This is a genomic window from Asticcacaulis sp. DW145 (genome assembly GCF_037101385.1).
Lineage (GTDB): Bacteria > Pseudomonadota > Alphaproteobacteria > Caulobacterales > Caulobacteraceae > Asticcacaulis > Asticcacaulis currens.
Genome location: NZ_AP029024.1, coordinates 1,260,431 through 1,281,475, shown reverse-complemented (window position 1 = coordinate 1,281,475; position 21,045 = coordinate 1,260,431). Strand labels below are relative to the sequence as shown.

Genomic DNA, 21,045 nt, shown 5'->3' with positions numbered 1-21,045 from the left:
ATTCAGTGTGTGAATTTGGAAGTTAAAAATCGAGGAATAAAAATCGGTTTATGTGGTCTTAAACAGATTTCTGCGTTCGCGCAACCAAGCGAGAGGGTTAACGCCCCCAGTCACAACAAAAAATGCTGCAGTGCACACGGTTTTGTGATCGCGTTTATGATTTCCTTATATGCCAGGGGCTATAAACAACCTTCACTTACAATCATACCCGTTTATGAGAACGTATTGCGGGCCATTTACGCCGAATGTGGCCCTCACTCGAGCGCTGTGGGGCGAGATTTTCGTGACCGCTTTCCTAGTCTTTCATCACGCCTAAAACCGCGTAGCCCATCCCGACGAATACCAGCGGAAGTCCGCACACCTTCGGCCTTCATCCAGTGATGCACCCCTGCCGCGACCTGTTCGATCAGGGCCGTTTGGCCGTGCCGGCCAGAGTCAGTACGCTGATCCAGCTGACGAGCAAGGCCATTATCAGGCCTGCAGCGTTCTCTTGCCCGTCAGCCTGTTCTAGCACAACGATCACAAAACAACTTGGCAGGCCGGCGCGCCTGAAGGAGATCGCTTCGGACAGGGTGGTGGCATGGACGACTTCCTCAAGGGTATGACTGTTAAGAACACCATCTTCACGGCCATTTCCGCCGCCAGCACCGCGGTCTTCTTCTTGGGAGAAAATGTAGTTCAATATCCGTTGCCCCCAAGATAAATCCCCGGCCGTTGTTATCAAAGTCGTGAGCGCATGCTCTCTGACACGTTCGAACGCGGCCCTCGGCGCTATGCGGCAAATCATAACAGATACGGTAACAGCCCTCGACCTCGCGAGCGACCACAACTTCCTCACGGGACGGTCGGGCGGTGCCGCCGAAAGCTACGCTCTGACCCTGCAACCGCGCATGGTGTGGGGTGCGATCGCCACCGCCCCCGCCTTCTGGTTGACGCGTCAGGTCTTAACAGGATCGATGTCCGGCTAGGATCGTCACGAAACCCAGAATCGCGGACAATCCAACGACCCGTCCAAAGAGGCGCAGGCCCTCACCTGTGTACATCAGACCCTGGTTGATATCGCCCTGTTGGATATGCTCAGCAATGTCACCACCTTCACCTCCTCGGATTTTTCGCGCGCCTTTTAAACCAACGGCGACGCTTCAGATCATGCCTGGGAAGGACCTCACCTCATTTTGGGCGGCGATATCTACGGTCATCAGCCGACCGCCGGTATGGATATCAACGGCTTTTCAAACCCTTCTATGACAAATGCCGCCTTTATCCCTATCGGTCGATCAGTACGCCGTCGCACCCGGGAAATGGTTTGGTGTGTCGTTTTCGGATCTCAACACTAACCTCCCCTATCTGCGCAATTTCTCGCAGAGCGACCTCGGCTTCCTGTGATTTCACAGCGGCGGCATGTATAGTGGTTTTGGCAGCGAATCGCAGATATTCTCCGTTCAAGGATCAGTGGTTCGCGTCCGTAACAAATCTGACAAACTTAACTGTTAGAGCCGCCTGACGAAAACCCAGCTGCGTAACCGAGCCGAGAGTGGGGTTCGTCGGCGCGCTGTGTCGAATGTAATGAAGGAGCAGCCCGTGCGGGCAGGTTTGAAGGCAGCGGGAACGATGGCTGCGGTGCTCTGCGCCGCGCTACCGGCGGCGGCTCAGGTGTTCGAAGTCGGCACCGATGGCAGCTACAGCCCTCTGTGCGCGTCTCTGCCGCCCATGGCGCACCGTTCGACCGCCACACCCTATCAGACCTTCATTGAGTCGGCGGCTACCCGCTACAATCTCAGCAGCGAGTTCCTCATTGCCGTCATCCGTCAGGAATCGGGCTTCAACCCAGCGGCCGTGTCGCCTCGCGGCGCCATCGGCCTGATGCAACTCATGCCGGCCACCGCCGCCGAATTGGGTATTGATCCGTTCGATCCGGCGGCAAACATATATGGCGGAGCGGCGTATCTGCGTCGTCAGCTCGACCGCTTCGATGGCCGCATTGATCTGGCGCTGGCGGCCTATAATGCTGGTGCCGGGGCGGTCAACCGCCACGGCGGTGTGCCCCCCTATGCCGAAACCCAGGCCTATGTCGCCCGAAGCCTTGACCGCCTCAGCGCAAAGACCGATCCTCAACCGACCGAGACCTGCTCGTAAGGACAAGACTATGAACGCCCGTAAATTCCTACCCGCCCTTCTTTCTCTGCTGGCCGCCTCTCCGGCCTTTGCGCAGGATCCCGCCGGCTCCAGTCCCATCGTCAACGCTTTGGGCTGGATTCAGGGCACGCTGCTCGGCAATGTGGCCACGGCTGTAGCTGTGATCGCCGTGGCCGCTGTTGGCTTCATGATGTTGTCGGGCCGTATGAACTGGCGCTTCGGGGCCACCGTCATTCTTGGCATCTTCATTCTGTTCGGCGCGGCGACCATCGTGGCAGGTATCCGCACGGCGGTGGGGTGAGGCATGAGCGAGGATAATGTCGCACTGGTCAAGGCGCCCATTTTCCGGGCGCTGACCCAGCCGCAGATGTTTGCAGGTGTGACCTATTCCTATTTCATCCTCAACTTCATGATCACCACCGAGGCCTTCCTGGTCACGCGGTCGTTCTGGGCTCTGGGGATTGCCGTCCTGGTCCACGTGGTGGGCTATCTGGCCTGCCTGCGTGAGCCACGCCTGTTCGATCTGTGGTTCACCAAGGTGAGCCGCACACCGAGGATCCGGAACTACAGGTTCTGGCGCTGCAACTCGTACCAGCCGTAAGGGCTGGTCATCCGTAAGGTTTTCGCATGAGTAACGGCCTGTTCGGGCAAGTCATGAGTTTGGGCGCCAGGGAGCAGCGGATCGGTGACCGCCTGCCCTATGCGCACCTTTATAATGACCACACGGTTACCCTGCGCGACGGGTCGCTGATGCAGGCCCTCTATATCGACGGTTTCGGCTTCGAGACGGCGGACACGACTGATCTCAACAGCCTGCACGCCCTGCGGGAAAGCGCCCTGCGCGCCATTGGGGATTCGCGGCTAGTGTTGCATCACCACATTCTGCGCCGTAAGGTCTCGGTGACCAGCAGCGGTCAGTATGACGACCCCATAGCGGGCTATATCAATGATCGCTGGCAGGATCGTCTGCAATCGCGCGAACTGTTCGTCAACGACCTGTTTATCACCATCCTGCGCCGTCCGGCGCGCGGTAAGGCAGGGCTGTCCGAAAGTCTGGGCAAGTTGTTTGGCGCGCAGTCGGGGGCCGATCGTGACGGCCTGGGGGCGGAATTGCGTGATCTCGATGCGGCGCGCGAAGCCCTCATGGCGGCGCTGGGGCGTTATGGCCCGCGCCTTCTCACCTCTTATGAAACGCGTGGCGGGCGTTGTTCCGAACCGCTGGAACTGCTATCGGCCCTGATGCATGGTGAGATGCGCCCGGTTCTCAAACCCGATCCGCTGGCGCGTGACGATGTGGGACAATACCTCCCCTATCAGCGCATGAGCTTCGGGGTCGATGCCTATGAGTTGAAAAGCGCGGGCGGAGACAAATCGTTCGGTGCGCTCGTCTCGGTGAAGGAATATCCGCCGCAGGCCGCGCCGGGGATGCTGGATGCCCTGCTGCACCTGCCGTATGAAATGACCGTGTCCCAGAGCTTCCAGTTCGTCGATCGTCAGATCGGTCTGGAGCGCGTCAATCTGGCCTTGCGCCGTCTGCGCGCCGCCGATGACGACGGCATTACCCTGCGCGCCGGACTGATGGCTGCGAAGGATGAGCTCGCCTCGGGCCAGACGGCTTTGGGCGAGCATCACCTGACCGTCTGCGTGCGCGCACCGGGCCTCAGCGCTCTTGATCAGGCGGCCGCGCAGGTGACCTCGGCTCTGGCCGATACGGGGGCCGTGGCGGTCCGCGAAGACATCAATCTCGAACCCGCCTTCTGGGCTCAATTCCCGGGCAACGAAGCCTATATTGCGCGCAAGGCCCTGATCTCGGTCTCGGCCTTTGCCGGTCTGGCCAGCCTGCACGGCTTTGCGCTGGGTCAGGCCACCGGCAACCACTGGGGCGAAGCGATCACCGTCTTTGAGACGACGGCGGCCACGCCCTACTTCTTTAACTTCCACGCTTCGGACCTCGGCAACTTCACCCTGATCGGACCGTCGGGATCGGGGAAGACCGTGGTGCTCAACTTCCTCGCCGCGCAGGCCCAGAAGGCGCGTCCGCGCACCATCATCTTTGACAAGGATCGCGGCTCAGAAATCTTTATCCGCGCGATCGGCGGCCACTACGCCACCCTGCGCGCCGGGGAACCCAGCGGCTTCAACCCGCTGCAACTGCCCGACAGCGCCGTCAATCGCGGCTTCCTGCGCGACCTGCTGTCGCGCCTGATCGCGGGCGAAGGCCCGGCCCTGCCGCCGGAAGACGAGGCCATCATCGCCTCGGCCATCGACGCCATGTACGCACAGGCCCCGGCCTATCGCCGCCTGCGCTATTTTCAGGAGCTTCTCGGGGGCTTCCGTCGCCCCAGCCAGACCGATCTGGCGGCGCGTCTGGCCCCGTGGGTGGGATCGGGTGAATGGGCGTGGCTGTTCGATAACGAGGCGGATCAACTCGACCTGTCGGCGCGCGTTCTGGGCTTCGACATGACGCAGTTCTTAGACGCGCCGGTCCTGCGCGGGCCGATCATGATGTACCTCTTCCACCGGATCGAAGAGCGTCTGGACGGTACCCCGGCCATGATCCTGATCGACGAGGGCTGGAAGGCGCTGGACGATGAGGTGTTTGCCGCGCGCATCCGCGACTGGATGAAGACGCTCAGAAAGCGTAACGCCATCCTCGGTTTCGGCACGCAAAGCGCCGGGGACGCCCTCGACAGCCGCATCTCTTCGGCGATCATCGAGCAGGCGGCGACGCAGATCTTCATGCCCAATCCGCGCGCCCGCTTCGAAGACTATGGCGAAGGCTTTGGCCTCAGCGCTCACGAGGTCGGTCTGGTGCGCGCCCTGCCGCCCCATTCGCGCGCCTTCCTCGTCAAGCACGGCAACCACTCGGTCGTGGCGCGTCTCGACCTGTCGGGGACGCCGGAAATCCTGACCCTGCTTTCGGGGCGTGAATCGACGGTGCGCAAGCTGGACGAACTGCGTGAAACGCATGGTGACGCGCCGTCGGCATGGTTCGAAGCCCTCACCGGCACGCCGTGGCCCGGCTTTGGCCAAACGGAGCGTGTATCCGCATGATGCCCCCGCCACCCGCCACCTGCCCCGGTATGCCGCTCAGCGGCGACACGGGTATTTCTGGCGCGCTGATGAGCGTGGACTGTCAGATCGGGCGCGTGGTCGAAGACAGCTTCGGGCGTTTGTTCGGCGATGGCGGCTATCTGGGCACGGCCCTGACCTTTTGCCTGACGCTCTATATTGCCTTTCTGGCCTTCGGACTGATCACCGGGCGCACGCGCCTGACGCTGACCACCATGACGCCGAAGGTGCTGGCTATCGGACTGGTCCTGACCTTCGTCACGGCCTGGCCCGCCTATCAGACCGTGGTCTATAACCTGCTGACGCGCGGCCCGGATGAGATCGCTGCTGCCCTGACGGGGTCTGACGAAGGGGCCAGCGCCGCCTTTGCCAAGCGACTCGACGTGCTGTTCTTGCACTTTGCCGATGCCGCCACTGCCTTTGAACAGACCTCGCAGGCGTCCCCTACGGCCGCACCGACGACCGCTCCCAGCGTACAAAACCCGCAGCCCGTCGCGCCGCCCATCCGTAATGGCAAGTCCTCGGCCTCGGACATGCTGTGGAGTTCGGGCCTGATCCTGCTGCTGTCCACCGTCGGCGTGCTGGTCCTGTCGCGCCTGATCCTGACGCTTCTGCTGGCCCTGGGGCCGCTGTTCGTCGTTTTTGCCCTCTTTACCCAGACACGCGGCCTGTTCGAAGGCTGGCTGCGCACATCCATCGGTTTTGCTTTTATCCCCATGCTGGTGACACTGGGCGGTTCGGCGGCCCTGTCGCTGCTGACGCCTGCCATTCTGGCCATATCCGGCGACCCTATGCAGACTGTGCGCGACATTCAGCCGATCGTGATTTTGTTCATGGGTTCCGTGATTTACGCGGCTTTCCTCATTATGCTGATGGTGGTGGCCTTCAATATCGTCAAAAACTGGAACCCCTTGCGCGGTCGCGGCGACAGCGCCGCCGACGTGCAGGCCGCCGCCGTGACCTCCGCCGCCGTCATCGCCGCCGCCGGTGGCTCCACCCTCATCACGCAAGGTGGCGGGACGACCGGCCCCGGTGGTCGCAGCAGTAGCCGCGACACGCGGGTTCAGACCGTGACCACCACCCTTTCTTCTGCGCCACAGGCCGGACAACTGTCTGGCGGGGTGACGCGCCGACAGGGGCTCGGCCAGAGATTCCGAAGCGCCCCGGGCTCAGCGGCCCCGTCTTCTGCATCCCCCAAAACACCTCCGACCCCGACGCCCCTTTCAAAGGCCCCCGGTTCATGACCTTCGCCCGTTCCCTTTCCCTGATGATCGCCGTGCCCCTGCTGGCCGTCGCGCCCGCTCAGGCGCAGGACAGCCGCATCCGCACCATCACCTATGCCGATGGCGAGGTTATCCGCCTCGACACCTGCGTCAGCTTTCAGACCATGATCACCTTCGCCGACAACGAAAAGATCGAGAATGTCGCCGTGGGCGATGCCGCCCAGTGGCAGGCGACGCCTAACAAGCGCGGTAATCTGATCTTTGTGAAGCCGTTTCAGCGCGGCGCCTTCACCAATATGTCGATTGTCACCAATCGTCGCACATACGCCTTTGAACTGCGCACCAAGGACGCGACGGCGTGCAAGCGCGGTGAAGTCATCTACGATCTGCGCTTTACCTACCCCAAGGACGAGCAGGAAGCCCGCGAAGCCGCCGAAAAAGCCGCTGCCGCCCCGGTGGCCCCGGCCAAACCCGTCTCCACCCTTCCGGAAAAGCGTAACACCAACTATACCTATGCCGGAGACCCGTCTCTGGTGCCCATGCGGTTGTTCGACGACGGGCAATCGACCTATCTCCTTTGGGGGGAAGGTGTCCCCTTTCCAGCCATCTATGCCGTTCTGGATGGTAAGGAAGCTCTGGTCAATTTCGGTTACCGCGAAGGCTTTATAGTCATCGAACAGGTCGGTCCGGCCTTTGTGCTGCGCCGGGGCGACCTGACGGCTACGGTCTATAATGACGCCTATGTCCCGCCCGCGCTCGATGCTCTGTCGCCGCAGCCGCGCCCCGAAACCCTGCGCAAGGCCGATGCCGCGACTACGAAGAAGCGTACCGGCTGGTTCGGGCGCAAGGAGGACTGAGCATGAAGACCCGTCTCCCCTCCAGCGACCCGCAAAGTGATCCGCGCAAGACGACAGACCGTTCGGATCTGGGCGTGGCCTCGGTCAATGCCCTGCCGCAGGTGGCTTCGAAATCGTCCCTGAAGGACAGTCTGGTCATGGCTGGCGGTCTTATGGGGGCTGTGTTTCTCGGTGCCCTCACCCTGATCTTCATGAACAATAACCGTCAGGCCGCGCAAAACCAGCCGCCGCAGGCGCAGGCACCTCAGTCCGCCCCCGGGCAACCGGGGCAGAAGGGCACGGTGGTCGAATTGCCCCCGCTGGCCCTGCCCGAGGGACCGCAGGCGATCCCGCCGCAACCTCAACCGGGACAGGCGGGCGCCATCACACCGGTGCCCGACGTCAATGCCGCGCGCGCCAATGCCCTCGTCTATGACGTGTCGGCCCCGGATCCTGACCCGGCCGCAAGCGCCACTCAGGCCGTCGCCGCGTCGGCCCACGCCGAAGGTAATGTCATGGATGGCAATTCCGTCGGCGCACTGACCAGCCTCGATCCCACCCGTCAGGTCCGTGCAACCCGTATCACCACGCCGTCGCGCACGGTGTCGCAGGGCACTCTGATCCCGGCGGTGCTGGAAACGGCGCTCAATTCCGACCTGCCCGGCTATACACGCGCCCTCGTCTCGCGCGATGTGCGCAGCTTTGACGGCACGCGCGTCCTGATCCCGCGCGGCTCGCGCCTGATCGGGTCTTACCGCTCAGGCCTGCAAAGCGGTCAGAATCGCCTGTTCATCACCTGGTCGCGTCTGATCCGCCCGGATGGCACGGCTATCGTGCTGACCGACCCCTCGACCGATAATCTGGGTCAGGCGGGTCAAACCGGAGAGGTCGATACGCACTTCTTCAAGCGCTTCGGCTCGGCCATGCTGCTGTCGATCATTGGCGGCCTCGCCAATTCGTCGACCGGCGGGGACCGCAACACCATCGTCATCGGCACGGCACAAGGGGCCAATAATGCCGCCACCGCCGCGCTTCAGGCCGATTCCAAAATTGGCCCCACCGTGCGCGTGGCGCAGGGCACGCCGATTCAGGTCTTCGTTTCCCGCGATCTCGACTTCTCCCTATGACCGAAACCCTACCGACCGAAGGCGTCTATCTCAAGGCCTATATGGCCCCCTTCCGGCAGTGGCTCGACCGCGCCGAAGTCACTGAGGTCATGGTCAATCGTCCCGGCGAGGTTTGGGTCGAAGTCAGCGGTCAGCCGCATATGCAGCGCTTCGACGCGCCCGACATCGACGACGGCCTGCTCAACCGGCTGGCGGCGCAGATCGCGCGCATCAGCCATCAGGGCATCAACCGCGAGAACCCTATGCTGGCCGCGACCCTGCCGTCGGGCGAGCGCGTGCAGATCGTCGGCCCGCCTGCCACACGCCGCCACTGGGCCATCGCCATTCGTCGGCACCTGATGGTGAACCGGCCGCTGGAAGCCTATGATCGTGGGCCTATCCGCGCTCCGGCCTATGGCAATCCGGCCGACGAACAGCGCGCCGCTCGCGCCAATCCGGTCGCTTTCCTCAAACAGGCGGTAACCGAGCGTAAGACCATCCTGATTTCGGGCGGCACCTCATCGGGCAAGACGACCTTCCTCAATGCGCTTTTGAGCGCTGTGCCCAATGAGGAGCGCGTTATTCTGGTTGAAGACACACCGGAAATCGCGGTCCACCAACCGAACGCGCTGGGTCTTGTGGCCGTCAAGGGTGAACTGGGCGAAGCCAAGGTGACTGTCAATGACCTGTTGCAGGCGTCGTTGCGCCTGCGCCCGGATCGCATCATCGTGGGCGAAATCCGTGGGGCCGAGGCCGTGACCTTCCTGCGCGCCATCAATACCGGCCACCCCGGCTCCTTCACTACGGTCCACGCCAACACACCGCAGGGCGCGCTGGAACAGATTGCCCTGATGGTGATGCAGACCGGCATGGCCCTATCGCGGCCCGAAACCATCGCCTATGCGTCAGGTTTGATCGACGTGGTGGTGCAGTTGTCGAAGGCAGGGGGCGAACGCGGCATTGCCGACATCATGCTGCCGCGCGCGCATCTGGCGTCCGTGTAACCGGCCGGAAATATTCAGATATCAAGATTCGCCGTAATCCACCGTCATTGATGAGATCAGTCTTCATCAATGTAAATGGAACAGCATGACACATTCCGACCGCCCCGAAGCGCCCTATCATAAGGACGAAGGCAGCCTTCAGGACCTTATCCAGTTTGTCTCCCGTCGCCGAACGCTGGGTATGTTGGGAACCCTTGCCTTTGGGTCCAGTTCTGTGGCGGCGTGCGGTGGAAGTGGCGACGGTGGCTCAACCTCCACAAGCGTAGCCACATCATCGTCTTCATCATCTTCGGCCAGTTCATCCTCCAGCAACAGTTCATCTTCGAGCAGTTCAACCTCCGCAAGCGGCACCTGCACAACCTTTTCAAATGAAACTGAGGGACCATATCCCGGCGACGGTTCCAACACCGTCTCTGGCAGCATCATCAACGCACTGGCCATCTCAGGCATCAATCGTTCAGATATACGCACTTCGGTGGGATCAGCCTCAGGTACGGCACCGGGCCTGCCCCTGACCCTGACCATATCGCTGGTCAACTCAGGCAACGGCTGTACGCCGCTTGCCGGTTATGTGGTTTACATCTGGCATTGCACGCGAGACGGGCTCTATTCGCTCTATTCCTCGACCCTAACCGCCCAGAACTATCTGCGCGGGATACAGGTCACGGACTCAAGCGGTAAGGTCACCTTCACCACCATCTTCCCCGGCTGTTATACCGGCCGCATGCCGCATATCCATGTTGAGGTCTATCCCAGCCTGGCCGCCGCGACCAGCTACGCCAACAAGATCAAGACAACGCAATTCGCGCTGGATCGGACGGTCTGTTCGACGGTTTACAGTACGGTCTCAGGATACAGTGCCTCGACCACGGCCCTGAACGGCATCACCTTTGCCACGGACAATGTCTTCAGTGACCTGTCGTCATCGCAACTGGCTGCGCAGACGATCAGTCTGAGCGGTGACACGACCAACGGTTATACCGGCCCCATCACGCTTGGGATCACGATCTGACCCTATCCCATAAGGGTTTTTAGGTCTGCATAGGGCGTGCTCCAGTCGATGGTGCGCGCCGACAGCCACGCATCGTCATAATAGGTGTCGCCGTAGCGCTCACCGCCATCGCAGAGGATGGTGACGATGGAGCCCGTCTCGCCCTTCTGCGCCATCTCCTGCATCAAACGCACACAGGCCCACAGGTTGGTGCCGGTCGAGCCGCCGACGCGCCGGCCCAGACGCTCCGATAACAGACGTACGGCGGCGATCGACTGCGCGTCCGTCACCACCTCCATGCGGTCGATCAGCGACGGGATGAAGCTCGGCTCGACGCGCGGGCGTCCTATCCCTTCGATGCAGGACCCACAACGGTCGATCGTCTGGACGCTGCGGTCGTGATAGTGGCGATGGAAGACCGAGCCTTCGGGGTCGGCCACACACAACCGCGTCGGCAAGCGGCGATAGCGGATGTATCGCCCCAGGGTCGCCGAGGTACCGCCCGTCCCGGCCCCGGTCACCAGCCAGCTTGGCACGGGGTGCGGCTCCGCCGTCATCTGGCTGAACAGGCTTTCGGCGATATTGTTATTGCCGCGCCAGTCGGTGGCGCGTTCGGCATAGGTGAACTGATCAAGGTAATGGCCGCAGGTTTCATCGGCCAGTCGTTGCGCCTCGGCATAGACGGCGTTGGGGTCATCGACGCCGTGCACCTCCCCGCCCTGAAAGCGGATGGCGTCGATCTTGGCCTGCGCCACCGACTTTGGCACCACAGCGATAAAGCGCAAGCCCAGCAGCCGCGCGAAATAGGCCTCGGAAACGGCGGTAGAACCCGACGACGATTCGATCAGGGTGGTCTGCGGCCCGATCCACTCATTGCACAGGGCATAGAGGATCAGGGAACGCGCCAGCCGGTGTTTCAGGCTGCCGGTCGGGTGCGAGGACTCGTCCTTGAAATAGAGGTGCACCCCCGGAAACGCCGCCACCTCATGATGGATCAGGTGGGTATCGGAGGAACGGTTGAAATCCGCCTCGATGCGGCGCACCGCCTCGATCAGCCAGTCGCGCGGCACCTGTGTCATCCTGCTCATCCTGTTACTCCTGAAACCGGCACAAAGCGCGTGCGGGGGCAGGAGTCAAGAGCCACCTCTCTTTACGGCTTGAGCAAGTCAAGCACCGCCGCTGTCATGGCCGAGGCCCCGGTGACGATCGTCGCTTCCGGGTCGATCTTGAACAGGGCCGAATGGTGCGAAGCGACGGCCGGGCCGCCGGCCTTTGCCGCATCGAACGCCGCCTGAGGCGTGCCGCCGACGGCGAAATAATAACCCGGCACCTTGAGGTCAGGTTGAACAAAGTAGGCGAAGTCCTCCGCCCCCATGCCCATCTGCTGGAACGGGATGACGGTGTCCGGCCCCAGAGCCGCGGCAATCGCCCCGTTCAGGCGTCGCGCCAGTTCAGCGTTATTGATGGTGGTCGGCGTGCCTTCAACGACATCAACCTCCGGCAGCTTGTCGTCGGGCAGGCCGTTGACGCGGCCCATATTGACCGCCACACGCTTAACGCCGTCCACCAGTTGCGCACGCGTCACTTCGTCATTGGCGCGCACCGTCACCTGAAGCTCGGCCGCATCGGAAATGATGTTGTGCTTGCTGCCCGCGTGGAAGGCCCCGACCGTGATAACGCCGGGGCTGAGCGGCGGGCGTTCGCGGCTGATCAGCCCTTGCAGGGCGATAACGATCTGGCTGCCGATATAGACCGGGTCCTTGCCTTGATGCGGAGACGCCCCATGCGCGCCCACCCCGTGCACATGGATGTTGATAGAGTCGGATGAGGAATACTGAATGTTTTCCGAGGCCGACACCTTGCCTGTCGGCATCTGCGAATTGACGTGGAAAGCCAGGGCGTAGTCGGGCTTGGGGAAACGGGTGTAGAGCCCGTCTTTGAGCATGGCCTTGGCACCCATCACGCGTTCTTCACCCGGCTGGATGACCACAACGACCGTACCCTTCCACTGCGACTTAAGGCGCTGAAGCTGACGCACCGTAGCCACCATGGCCGTGATGTGGGTATCGTGACCGCAGGCGTGCATGACGGGATATTCGACGCCATCCATGCCGACCTGCTTCGCGGTCGAAGCATTGGCAAGGCCCGACGCTTCCTTGACCGGCAGGCCGTCCATATCGGCGCGCAGCATGACGACCGGGCCGGGTCCATTGCGGATCACCGCCACGACACCCGTCCCTCCCACCTTTTCGGTGACTTCGGCCCCGGTGGCGCGCAGTTCCTTTGCCATGCGCGCGGCAGTCTTGGTTTCCAGCATCGACAGTTCGGGGTTACGGTGGAACCAGTCCCACAGCGCCCCGAGATCCTTCTGATAGTCGGCCCGGATAGCCGTCTGATAATCGGGCTCGGCCAGCGCGGGGGCGCAAAGCCCCAGCAGGGCGACAGTCACAACAGGCAGCAGGCAGCGCATATCCATTCCCCTCACAGCGATAGGTGAAATAGGCGATGCGCGCGCTGGCCTTGTCAATAGCCAAGCCTTGCGCCCCTGTCCCCGCCGCCCCACATGACCTGAAACGCTCAAGGAGTTGTCCATGTCCTACCCCCTACCCGACGCCCGCCTGTCCGGCACCTTTGCCATCGGAGGCGATCTCACCGTCAGTCGCCTTGGTTATGGCGCCATGCGCATCACCGGTAGCGGCGTATGGGGTGAACCCGCCGATCGCGACGAAGCCCTGCGCACCCTGAGGCGTCTCGGCGATCTGGGCGTCAATTTCATCGACACGGCCGATTCCTACGGGCCGGAAACCTCCGAAAAGCTGATCCGCGAAGCGCTCCATCCCTATGCGAACGACCTGATTATCGCTACCAAGGCCGGCCTGACCCGGTCAGGTCCCAATATCTGGACGCCGAACGGCCGTCCCGACTATCTGATCAGGCAGGCCCACCGCAGCCGCGAATTGCTGGGCGTTGAGCGCATCGACCTGTGGCAACTGCACCGCATCGACCCCGCCGTACCGCGCGACGAACAGTTCGCCGCCGTGAAACAGCTTCTGGACGAAGGCGTCATTCGCCACGCCGGTCTGTCCGAAGTATCGGTCGCCGATATCGAAGCGGCGCGAAAAATCTTCCCGGTTTCGACCGTGCAGAACCTCTATAACCTCGTTGAACGTCGCCACGAAGCCGTGCTCGACTACTGCACGGCGCACAGCATCGGCTTTATTCCGTGGTATCCTCTGGCCGCGGGGGATCTCGCCAAACCGGGCGGGGTTCTGGATCGTCTCACTGCGAAGTACGGTGCCACACCGTCGCAGATCGCTCTGGCCTGGGTACTGAAGCGCAGCCCGGTCATGCTGCCCATCCCCGGCACAGGAAAGGTCCGCCATCTCGACGAGAACGTCGCGGCGGCGCGGATTCACCTGAGTGATGAAGACTTCGCAGCCCTCGACCAAGCCGCCAGAGCACAATAAAGGGAAGAAAGGCCCGGGGCACCACTCCCGGGCCTTTTCCAGCGACGCGGCGGCGTCAGATCAACACCGCATCGCTCTGAAGCCATCGCTGATTCAAGGGGATAGGATCAGGCGACGGCGTTCAAGCGCTTTGACGTCTGGGGCGCTTCCTTGGCGATCAGCACATCGCTACGATTCCAGTCGGACAGGTCCAGCCGCTCCGTCACCGCCTGACGCTGTTTCAGCCAGTCAAGCAGGTCTTTTATGTCGGCAAGCCGCGCGTCTTCGGCCCCCAGCGCTGTGCTTTCCGGGATGAAGTCGCCATAGGCGTGCACCGCATCGTCGAGTTCGACTTTGCCCTCTTCGGCAATGTGCGAGAGGGCCTGTTTCGGAAAGCTGCGCGCCCAGTCGGCGGCCCCGGACAGGGCCTTGACTAGACGCGAGACGACCGCCTCATTGGCCTCCAGAAACGGATAGTCGATGGTCAGGGTGCGCAGTTCGACCAGCCCCTTGAGCCGGGCATCGCCGCGGATATCCGCCGCCTCAAACGCGTGGACGATCTTCAGGCCCGCCGTGCGCGCCAGCTCGATCCCCTTGGCCCCGAACAGCAGACCGGCATCGGCCTGACCGCCCAGAACCGCCTCGATTTCCCGCCGGGCGATGTCGCCAAACGGGGTGGACGGATGCCCGGCGACGATATTGTAGAAGGTGACGTCGGCAGGTTTGAGACCACTGACGTCCAGAATACTCTCCCAGGCGCGCAGCGAGCGCACCCGCGCCGGCGAAAAACTGCCCGCTTCGCGTGGAAGGGCCAGTGTGCGTCCCTTAAGGTCCTGAAGACCCGACACAGGGGACCGTGCCGGTGCCACCACCAGCACCGTATGCCAGGTATGCCCGACGGCCAGAAGCCGCGAACGCTCATTCAGGCCATAGGACCACAGGGCGGTGGCCGCATCGCCTTCGCGCACCAGATTGGCCAGAGAATGATCGAGATAGCCCTGCCGCACGGACGGCAGCGAGGTTTCGCGCACCGAGACGAAATTGACCGGATCGCGGCGAAATTCACGTTGCAGGACGCCGCGATGGGCCAAAAGGCCCATGGCCGTCAGGGTCGGGCAACGCGCATACCACACCAGTTGCGACGGCATCTGGGACGATGCCGAAGGCGAAACGGTCGGCGAGGCAGACGGCCTGACGGACATGGAAAGTCACCTTCGTTGAGAGGTACAGGGAAACTGCACCGCGGGAGGCAGGATACGCCAGAAGCGTCCGTTATTCCTACTCAAACAATTTTATTTTGTCCAAGCCGTTTTCGCGTTTTAAGTGTGATAATTTCTGAACCGAGAAATCAGAAAAGGTGATGAAGAGTGAAATCCATCCTCATAATCAACTCGATTGATTTCAATTCTGATCATCACGTTTAAACCACAGATTTCACAGACAGGCGTTACGCGCCTGTCCTGGCTACGCAGACACGGACAATCTGTGTCATCTGTGGTTTCTGGAGCGGAACGACTCCACTCAGAATCATTCCGCTCTGATTCAGTGTCCGGCCGCCTGCCCGGCCAGCATATTGCCGATGCCGATGATCACGGTCGAGCCGACCAGCAGCGCGATGCCGCCCCAGACCAGCGCCCGGGTTTTGGCAGAGGTCCCGGCCCATTCCTTGAGCGCGAAGCCCCACAGGGTCGAAAAGAGGATGATCGAGGCCATGTGCAGCGTCCACGACGAGAAGCCGTATTCGCCCATCTGGCTTTCACCCATGGTGTAGAAGAAGAACTGGAAATACCACAGTGTGCCGCCCAGCGCCGCCAGCAGATAGTTGACCAGCAGCGGAATCTTGCCCTTGTCTTCGGCAGCGGCGCGCGGCTTGCCCACCCATTCGGAGGCTGATTTATTCTTGAAGATCAGATAGCCGGACCAGACCAGATTGGTGGTCAAACCGCCCAGCAAAACCATGCAGAGGACAGGCAGGCCGACCCACAGGGGGCCCGTTCCGGCGGCGGCTGAGGCTTCGCGCACCGGCGCACCGGCGGCCAGACCAAAGGCAAAGCACGACGACATGATGCCGCAAAAAACGGCCACCAGCAGGCCCTTGGTGAGATTAAACTCTTTCAGGCTTTCAGAGACTTCGGTGACTTCCTTCTCCTTGGCGTGACCGGCGCGCGCCACCAGCACGATACCGCCCAGCACCACCAGCACCCCGAACAGAGTCACCTGCCCGCTAAGCGTCTGTATCAGTTGAATGATCTTGCCACTAAAGATGGGCTCCCCCAGCGTGCCTATGACGGTGGTCAGACCCAGCGCCACCGCCATGCCGAGGCTCAGGCCCAGATAGCGCATGGTCAGGCCGAAGGTCAGGCCGCCAAAGCCCCACAACAGCCCCCAGAAGACGCACCAGAACCACGTGGTCGGGGACGCCCCGCCCAGCACACCAAACAGGTCCGAGGTCTGAAAATAGGCGAATATCCACGGCGCGATCAGCCATGAAAAAATACCGCCGGTCAGCCAGAAGATCTCCCACGACCACAGTCGGATCTTCTTGTAGGGCACATAGAAGGAGGCCGAGGCGAGACCGCCCAGCCAGTGAAAAAAGACGCCGATGAGCGGGTTGGGAGTCATAAGAGGACGCTTCCTTATGATTGATTTTGTCCGCTTATGCTAACTTCATGTCCCGATATGCGCAATGCCGTTCTAAAATTTTCGCAACACGTGCGAATATCAACGGGCGAAGAGGCTGTCCGCCTCCATTTTAAAAGGCATATCCAGCGTCATTTTCAATGACCCCTGGTATCAGACAGCGGCTTTCAGGCCCCCGTAGTGAGCGCTCAATATCGTGTGATAATGCGCCAGTACGCCCTCGGCATCGACGTCACGACAGACGGCCTGCACGGGCAGGTTATCCCACGGCCCCGGCGGGAAGCTGCGGCCGTCCTCTTTCAGTATGGTCTGGCCGATGGCGATACCCTCGGTGACGGCGCGTAAGGTGCCGCGCGCATACCCGAAAAGCTGAGGTTCGAAGACGGCGATGGCGGCCGCCACATCGTGCATGGCGCAACCGGCAAAGCCGTCGCGTTCGGTATAGAGCTTCTCGTAGCCGCGCGAGATGTCGAACAGGAACTGCCCCGTTTCACCCGCTGTGCGGCCCAGCTCACGCGCCGCGGCTGTGGACAGGATACATTGGGTGGTGACATCGAGGCCAACGGCCCGGACAGGCCAGTTGGCCGTCAGGACCTTGTCCGCCGCGTGCGGGTCATTGATGATATTGGCTTCGGCCACGGGCGAGACATTGCCGCGACGCGGGCCCCAGCCGAAGGCCCCGCCCATGATCACCACCTCTTTAACGAGCCCGGTGATTTCCGGATCAAGGTCAAGCGCCAGAGCCAGATTGGTCAGCGGCCCCACCGCCAGAAGTGTCACTTCGCCCGGATATTCGCGGATCAGTTCGACGATGCGCTGAGGCGCAAAGGTCGCCTGCGGCGCGCCTTCAAACCCGTCCAGCGCGCCGATATCGCCCAGACCGTCATAGCCGTGCACATGCGGCGCAGGCGTTGGGGCGGGCAGAACCAGCGGCGTATGCGCGCCGCGATAGACCGGCACATGGATGCCGAAGCGCTGCGTCAGATAGAGGGCATTGCGTGTCGTGATATCTACGCCGCCATTGCCAAACACGGTCGTCAACGCCAGCAATTCGGCCTGCGGCTGCGCCCCCAGATAGGCCAGCGCCATGGCGTCGTCGATACCCGGATCGGTGTCAAAAATAATCTTCATCTTACTCATTTCGAAGGGTATGCGGTCGTATGGGTGTAGGTGCACAGGTCGGATTGTACCTGAAGGCACATGACGGTGCGGGTCGCATCTGACACCGCATCGGCAGCGCTGAGGCGCGCCTTGTCCTTATGCAGCGCCTCGACCTTAGGCAGGACGCCGGTATAACGATAAATATAGACAGGGGTTTTCGTGATTTTCGCCGCGCGCACCATGCTGTCGATATTGCGCTGACTGTCGTCGAGGAAATAGACGGCATCGTACTTGCCGAGGCTGCCCATCAGCAGCAGGAGCATGGTGCCCTTGTCCTGACCCGCGACCATCATGACGCCGTCCTGAACAGTCACATCCTTATAGGCGGCATTGCTCAGCGTAACCTTCAGCGCCGCGCCCGCCGCGCGGATTTCGCTGTCGCGCAGACGGCCGCGACGGGTACACAGGGGTTTGGCGCAATCGGGCGCTTTCGACAGGTCATAACCGGCCCTAGACAGGGCCCGTTCGGTCTGCCCGCGCAGGTTCGGGTCACGCGCCGTCAGGGCATAGACGGGAATCCCGGCCTCCTGAAGCCCGGCCAGCACCGCCGGACCGTCCGCCTGAGTGGGCACCATATTCGTCACCTGATACCACAGGGCCTGTTCGTAAAAGATCGGTTCGTAATCCGGGGTCTGACCCTCCGGGGTTCTGGCCTTGATGTCCGCCATGCGCTCCGAAAGCCAGGCTTCCGACCCCAGATCCTGCGGCATGGTCAGGATGGTGTCGTCGATATCGACCACGAACAGCACGCGCTTTTTGGCGGCCTGATCGGCCAGCGCCAGATCGGCAGCGCTACGCAGGTCAGAGGTCGTATAGAAGCCTTCTGCTGGAACGGGCGGATGCTCAGCCGCGGCAAGAGCCACCCCGGAACAGGACGTTGTGCTCAGGGCCATAGCGGTCAGCAGGACGGCAATGTGTGGGAAACGCATAGGATTTCCTGAAATTGAGTAGGCCAGATCGCCGCGCTTCGGCTTGGCAAAACGGGCGGATCAGGCTTAGATCAGAGCCCTGCCTGCTGCAAGGCAAAGTCAGTTATAAAACACAGTTGTGAAACGTTTCATCGTCTGCTTTTGGCGATGACGCATCGAAGGGATTTCCGTGCGCGCCTCTATTCTTGTCCTCGGTTCGATCAATGTGGACTTCTTCATCCGGGTCGATGCCCTGCCCAAACCCAATGAGACGATCATGGGCCACGACACGGCGGTTGCCATGGGCGGCAAGGGTCTCAATCAGGCGGTAGCGGCGGCGCAGGCCGGCGTCGAAACGCGAATGGTCGGGGCTGTGGGGGATGATAATTTCGGTGTCATGGCGCGCGATTTCCTCAAAAAACGCGGCGTGGATGAGACCTCGGTGGTGGCACTGGACGGCGTCGGCACTGGCATGGCCAATATCCTTGTCGCGCCCGATGGCCAGAACATGATCGTCGTCTCGTCGGCGGCCAATGCGCGCCTGACGCCCGCCCATGCCGAGGCCGCTAAGGCACTAATCGCCGCTTCCGGTGCGCTGGTCGTGCAGTTGGAAACGCCGCTCGATACCTTAAAAGCCGCGCTGGAAATCGCCACGGCGAACGGCGTCAAGACCGTCCTCAACCCCGCCCCCGTCGATCCCGGCGTATTCGACCTACTCCCCCTGTGCGAGGTGGTGACGCCGAATGAAACCGAACTGGCCAAACTCACCGGTATAGACGGTCAGGACGACGACTCGCTGATCCGCGCCATGCAGACCCTGCGCGCGCATGGGGCGGAAACCGTCATTACAACGCTGGGAGCCAATGGCTGCGCCGGTCTGATCGACGGTGAGCTGGTCCGCCTGCCCGCCTTCAGGGTTGAGGCCGTGGATGCGGTCGGCGCAGGCGACGTGTTCAATGGTGCACTGGCCGCGCGGCTGGTTCTGGGTGACGACTACGTTTCGGCCATGCGCTACGCCTCGGCGGCGTCGGCCATTTCGGTGACCCGCCGCTCGGCCGATGCCGCGCCGACGGCGTCCGAGGTAGAGGCGTTTCTGCGCGAGCGGGCCTGAGCCCTACTTTAAAAGATACGACTCATGAAACGCCCGACGGGTCGCGGCCCGTTGCGGATAGCCACCGACGTCGTTTTCACTGTCGATAATGCGCCCCCGACCCGCCTGCGCTTCAGCAATGATACGTGCGTCGATCGGATCGCGCGCCCACGGCCGTGCGCCGACGTGGCGACAGACATGGGCTTCGACCGCGTCCGCCGGTAGCAACCTCAAACCCTGCGGCCACAGGCTTTCCTTCGGCAAGGCGCGGATATAGGCCTTTGGTCGATAGGGGCCCTGATCTTCGTAACCATCCGCCCGCGCCTGATACCAGGTGACCATAGGGGCTGCGCTGCCGTCGGCATAGGTGGCGATATTGTCGGCGGCGTGCAGGTCCAGATCCCCTGCCCCGCCAAACTTCAGCAGGCCGAGATTGGGGCGCGTATTCACCCCGCCGCGCATGACATTGCCGCGCAACAGGAGCTTACCGGCTATGGGCTCCCGCCCCTTCCACTGGTCTTCGACCAGCGTATATTGCGCGCAGGCCGAGCCCGGATTGACAAAGACATTGTTGACGACGACCGCCTGCGCCCCGCCCTTGATCAGCGGATGACGCTCATTATTTTGGGCATAGAGATTACCCATCAACAGCGCCCCCGTCACATTGTCGTGAAACAAAGAGCCCATCGAATGTGGGCCTTTGGCGTGGCTGGCGTGATGAAGACTTTCGCCGATCAGATTGTTTCTGAACACAATAGTGTGCGAGGTGTTGCGCCGCCATGCGTCAGGCGTTGCCCCGTCGAACCGTGGTCCGGACGCGGACAGGGCCTCATCGACCGCCCAGGTAAAGCTGCACTGTTCGATCAGCACGTCATGCGCCGCCGTACAGGAAAGCCCGTCCGGCTCAAACCCTGAGCGCGGCGCCATACCCGCCGATCCCGGCCTTACGGCGATATGCCGGATAACCACATGGTGGGTCTGAACGCTGATCCCGCCTCTGATCAGGGTGATACCCGGTGAGGGTGCGGTTTCACCGGCCACAGTTAAAAAGGGCTCACGAAGGGTCAGGGTGGCTTTTTGCAGGTCGATCACGCCACCGACGTCAAACACCACAATGCGGGGGCCGGGCGTGTCGAGCGCCGCCTTCAATGATCCCGGGCCTTCCGGATCGAGCGTCGTCACGCGGATCAGAGCCGGTGACGGCGCGGCGAGGGCAGGAAAGGCGACGGCCCAGGCAAGGCCCGTAAGCATAGTGCGGCGGTGAAGGCGGTTGCGCATTGATTCTCCCCGGTTCGGTATTGGGTTAAGCGTCCCAGGCCGCTATTTGGTCCCTTTTACGAACAGGGTAACCGGTTTCCGTTGCCGATTATGTCCTGAATCTGTGCAGAGTTGCGGCAAGCGACCGCTTCTTCTAAAAAACGATTGCAGTTAT

At 62.0% G+C, this 21,045-nt stretch carries 21 protein-coding genes; 12 read left to right on the top strand and 9 right to left on the bottom strand.

Annotated elements, in window-relative coordinates:
* Positions 1-406: 406 nt before the first annotated feature.
* Positions 407-682 (bottom strand): hypothetical protein, encoded by a 276-nt coding sequence (locus AACH73_RS05955; protein ID WP_338734268.1) that lies wholly within the window; start codon positions 680-682, stop codon positions 407-409.
* Positions 683-773: 91 nt separating this feature from the next.
* Between AACH73_RS05955 and AACH73_RS05950 the strand changes: the two genes are divergently transcribed.
* From AACH73_RS05950 to virB11, 9 genes are all read left to right on the top strand, one after another.
* Entirely contained in the window at positions 774-968 is a 195-nt protein-coding gene (locus AACH73_RS05950; RefSeq protein WP_338734266.1) for a hypothetical protein, read from the top strand.
* Positions 969-1,611: 643 nt separating this feature from the next.
* Positions 1,612-2,136 carry a lytic transglycosylase domain-containing protein gene (locus tag AACH73_RS05945; protein WP_272740076.1) on the top strand — a complete coding sequence of 175 codons (525 nt, stop codon included), beginning with the start codon at positions 1,612-1,614 and terminating at the stop codon, positions 2,134-2,136.
* Between the two features lie 10 nt (positions 2,137-2,146).
* Entirely contained in the window at positions 2,147-2,437 is a 291-nt protein-coding gene (locus AACH73_RS05940; RefSeq protein ID WP_272740077.1) for a TrbC/VirB2 family protein, read from the top strand.
* Between the two features lie 3 nt (positions 2,438-2,440).
* The gene (locus AACH73_RS05935) at positions 2,441-2,737 is read left to right on the top strand and encodes a type IV secretion system protein VirB3 (RefSeq protein WP_272740078.1); all 297 of its coding nucleotides are present in this window, start codon (positions 2,441-2,443) and stop codon (positions 2,735-2,737) included.
* A 26-nt stretch (positions 2,738-2,763) separates the two neighbouring features.
* Complete coding sequence (locus AACH73_RS05930; RefSeq protein ID WP_338734265.1) at positions 2,764-5,190, top strand: VirB4 family type IV secretion/conjugal transfer ATPase; 2,427 nt, start codon at positions 2,764-2,766, stop codon at positions 5,188-5,190.
* Complete coding sequence (locus tag AACH73_RS05925; RefSeq protein ID WP_272740080.1) at positions 5,187-6,452, top strand: type IV secretion system protein; 1,266 nt, start codon at positions 5,187-5,189, stop codon at positions 6,450-6,452. Before AACH73_RS05930 ends, AACH73_RS05925 begins: the two co-directional genes overlap by 4 nt.
* Entirely contained in the window at positions 6,449-7,288 is an 840-nt protein-coding gene (locus AACH73_RS05920) for a TrbG/VirB9 family P-type conjugative transfer protein (protein ID WP_338734263.1), read from the top strand. Before AACH73_RS05925 ends, AACH73_RS05920 begins: the two co-directional genes overlap by 4 nt.
* Positions 7,289-7,290: 2 nt before the next feature.
* On the top strand, positions 7,291-8,394 hold the full coding sequence (locus AACH73_RS05915; protein ID WP_338734262.1) for a TrbI/VirB10 family protein: 1,104 nt from the start codon (positions 7,291-7,293) through the stop codon (positions 8,392-8,394).
* Positions 8,391-9,377 (top strand): P-type DNA transfer ATPase VirB11, encoded by a 987-nt coding sequence (virB11, locus tag AACH73_RS05910; protein ID WP_272740083.1) that lies wholly within the window; start codon positions 8,391-8,393, stop codon positions 9,375-9,377. Before AACH73_RS05915 ends, virB11 begins: the two co-directional genes overlap by 4 nt.
* Positions 9,378-9,515: 138 nt before the next feature.
* Here the strand turns inward: virB11 and AACH73_RS05905 are convergent, their stop codons facing one another.
* The gene (locus AACH73_RS05905; protein WP_338734261.1) at positions 9,516-9,827 is read right to left on the bottom strand and encodes a hypothetical protein; all 312 of its coding nucleotides are present in this window, start codon (positions 9,825-9,827) and stop codon (positions 9,516-9,518) included.
* 25 nt (positions 9,828-9,852) lie between these two features.
* Here AACH73_RS05905 and AACH73_RS05900 point away from each other — a divergent pair, with 25 nt between their 5' ends.
* Positions 9,853-10,389: an intradiol ring-cleavage dioxygenase gene (locus tag AACH73_RS05900; RefSeq protein ID WP_338734260.1), complete on the top strand. Its 537-nt coding sequence runs from the start codon at positions 9,853-9,855 to the stop codon at positions 10,387-10,389.
* 2 nt (positions 10,390-10,391) lie between these two features.
* Here AACH73_RS05900 and AACH73_RS05895 read toward each other — a convergent pair whose 3' ends face one another.
* Both AACH73_RS05895 and AACH73_RS05890 read right to left on the bottom strand, forming a co-directional pair.
* On the bottom strand, positions 10,392-11,456 hold the full coding sequence (locus AACH73_RS05895; RefSeq protein WP_338734259.1) for a PLP-dependent cysteine synthase family protein: 1,065 nt from the start codon (positions 11,454-11,456) through the stop codon (positions 10,392-10,394).
* Between the two features lie 62 nt (positions 11,457-11,518).
* Complete coding sequence (locus tag AACH73_RS05890; RefSeq protein ID WP_338734258.1) at positions 11,519-12,838, bottom strand: amidohydrolase; 1,320 nt, start codon at positions 12,836-12,838, stop codon at positions 11,519-11,521.
* A 121-nt stretch (positions 12,839-12,959) separates the two neighbouring features.
* On the opposite strand from AACH73_RS05890, the gene AACH73_RS05885 reads away from it, so the two are divergent.
* Positions 12,960-13,835, top strand: a complete 876-nt coding sequence (locus AACH73_RS05885) for an aldo/keto reductase (protein WP_338734257.1) — start codon at positions 12,960-12,962, stop codon at positions 13,833-13,835.
* 107 nt (positions 13,836-13,942) lie between these two features.
* Here AACH73_RS05885 and AACH73_RS05880 read toward each other — a convergent pair whose 3' ends face one another.
* From AACH73_RS05880 to AACH73_RS05865, 4 genes are all read right to left on the bottom strand, one after another.
* Entirely contained in the window at positions 13,943-15,016 is a 1,074-nt protein-coding gene (locus AACH73_RS05880; RefSeq protein WP_272740089.1) for an ABC transporter substrate-binding protein, read from the bottom strand.
* A 340-nt stretch (positions 15,017-15,356) separates the two neighbouring features.
* A complete protein-coding gene (gene rhaT / locus AACH73_RS05875) occupies positions 15,357-16,436 on the bottom strand; it encodes an L-rhamnose/proton symporter RhaT (RefSeq protein WP_272740090.1) in 1,080 nt (359 codons plus the stop codon).
* Between the two features lie 171 nt (positions 16,437-16,607).
* On the bottom strand, positions 16,608-17,585 hold the full coding sequence (locus tag AACH73_RS05870; RefSeq protein WP_272740091.1) for a nucleoside hydrolase: 978 nt from the start codon (positions 17,583-17,585) through the stop codon (positions 16,608-16,610).
* Positions 17,586-17,590: 5 nt separating this feature from the next.
* The gene (locus AACH73_RS05865) at positions 17,591-18,544 is read right to left on the bottom strand and encodes a DUF2608 domain-containing protein (protein ID WP_338734256.1); all 954 of its coding nucleotides are present in this window, start codon (positions 18,542-18,544) and stop codon (positions 17,591-17,593) included.
* Between the two features lie 169 nt (positions 18,545-18,713).
* On the opposite strand from AACH73_RS05865, the gene AACH73_RS05860 reads away from it, so the two are divergent.
* Entirely contained in the window at positions 18,714-19,634 is a 921-nt protein-coding gene (locus AACH73_RS05860) for a ribokinase (protein ID WP_338734255.1), read from the top strand.
* Between the two features lie 3 nt (positions 19,635-19,637).
* Here AACH73_RS05860 and AACH73_RS05855 read toward each other — a convergent pair whose 3' ends face one another.
* Complete coding sequence (locus AACH73_RS05855) at positions 19,638-20,891, bottom strand: pectate lyase (RefSeq protein WP_338734254.1); 1,254 nt, start codon at positions 20,889-20,891, stop codon at positions 19,638-19,640.
* Positions 20,892-21,045: the final 154 nt, after the last annotated feature.

Bases quoted from the DNA above. Each gene is read 5' to 3' on its own strand.
- AACH73_RS05950 (WP_338734266.1), top strand. From the start codon at position 774: ATGCGGCAAATCATAACAGATACGGTAACAGCCCTCGACCTCGCGAGC.
- AACH73_RS05945 (WP_272740076.1), top strand. From the start codon at position 1,612: ATGGCTGCGGTGCTCTGCGCCGCGCTACCGGCGGCGGCTCAGGTGTTC.
- AACH73_RS05940 (WP_272740077.1), top strand. From the start codon at position 2,147: ATGAACGCCCGTAAATTCCTACCCGCCCTTCTTTCTCTGCTGGCCGCC.
- AACH73_RS05935 (WP_272740078.1), top strand. From the start codon at position 2,441: ATGAGCGAGGATAATGTCGCACTGGTCAAGGCGCCCATTTTCCGGGCG.
- AACH73_RS05930 (WP_338734265.1), top strand. From the start codon at position 2,764: ATGAGTAACGGCCTGTTCGGGCAAGTCATGAGTTTGGGCGCCAGGGAG.
- AACH73_RS05925 (WP_272740080.1), top strand. From the start codon at position 5,187: ATGATGCCCCCGCCACCCGCCACCTGCCCCGGTATGCCGCTCAGCGGC.
- AACH73_RS05920 (WP_338734263.1), top strand. From the start codon at position 6,449: ATGACCTTCGCCCGTTCCCTTTCCCTGATGATCGCCGTGCCCCTGCTG.
- AACH73_RS05915 (WP_338734262.1), top strand. From the start codon at position 7,291: ATGAAGACCCGTCTCCCCTCCAGCGACCCGCAAAGTGATCCGCGCAAG.
- virB11 (WP_272740083.1), top strand. From the start codon at position 8,391: ATGACCGAAACCCTACCGACCGAAGGCGTCTATCTCAAGGCCTATATG.
- AACH73_RS05905 (WP_338734261.1), bottom strand. From the start codon at position 9,827: ATGCCTGAGATGGCCAGTGCGTTGATGATGCTGCCAGAGACGGTGTTG.
- AACH73_RS05895 (WP_338734259.1), bottom strand. From the start codon at position 11,456: ATGAGCAGGATGACACAGGTGCCGCGCGACTGGCTGATCGAGGCGGTG.
- AACH73_RS05890 (WP_338734258.1), bottom strand. From the start codon at position 12,838: ATGCGCTGCCTGCTGCCTGTTGTGACTGTCGCCCTGCTGGGGCTTTGC.
- AACH73_RS05885 (WP_338734257.1), top strand. From the start codon at position 12,960: ATGTCCTACCCCCTACCCGACGCCCGCCTGTCCGGCACCTTTGCCATC.
- AACH73_RS05880 (WP_272740089.1), bottom strand. From the start codon at position 15,016: ATGTCCGTCAGGCCGTCTGCCTCGCCGACCGTTTCGCCTTCGGCATCG.
- rhaT (WP_272740090.1), bottom strand. From the start codon at position 16,436: ATGACTCCCAACCCGCTCATCGGCGTCTTTTTTCACTGGCTGGGCGGT.
- AACH73_RS05870 (WP_272740091.1), bottom strand. From the start codon at position 17,585: ATGAAGATTATTTTTGACACCGATCCGGGTATCGACGACGCCATGGCG.
- AACH73_RS05865 (WP_338734256.1), bottom strand. From the start codon at position 18,544: ATGCGTTTCCCACACATTGCCGTCCTGCTGACCGCTATGGCCCTGAGC.
- AACH73_RS05855 (WP_338734254.1), bottom strand. From the start codon at position 20,891: ATGCGCAACCGCCTTCACCGCCGCACTATGCTTACGGGCCTTGCCTGG.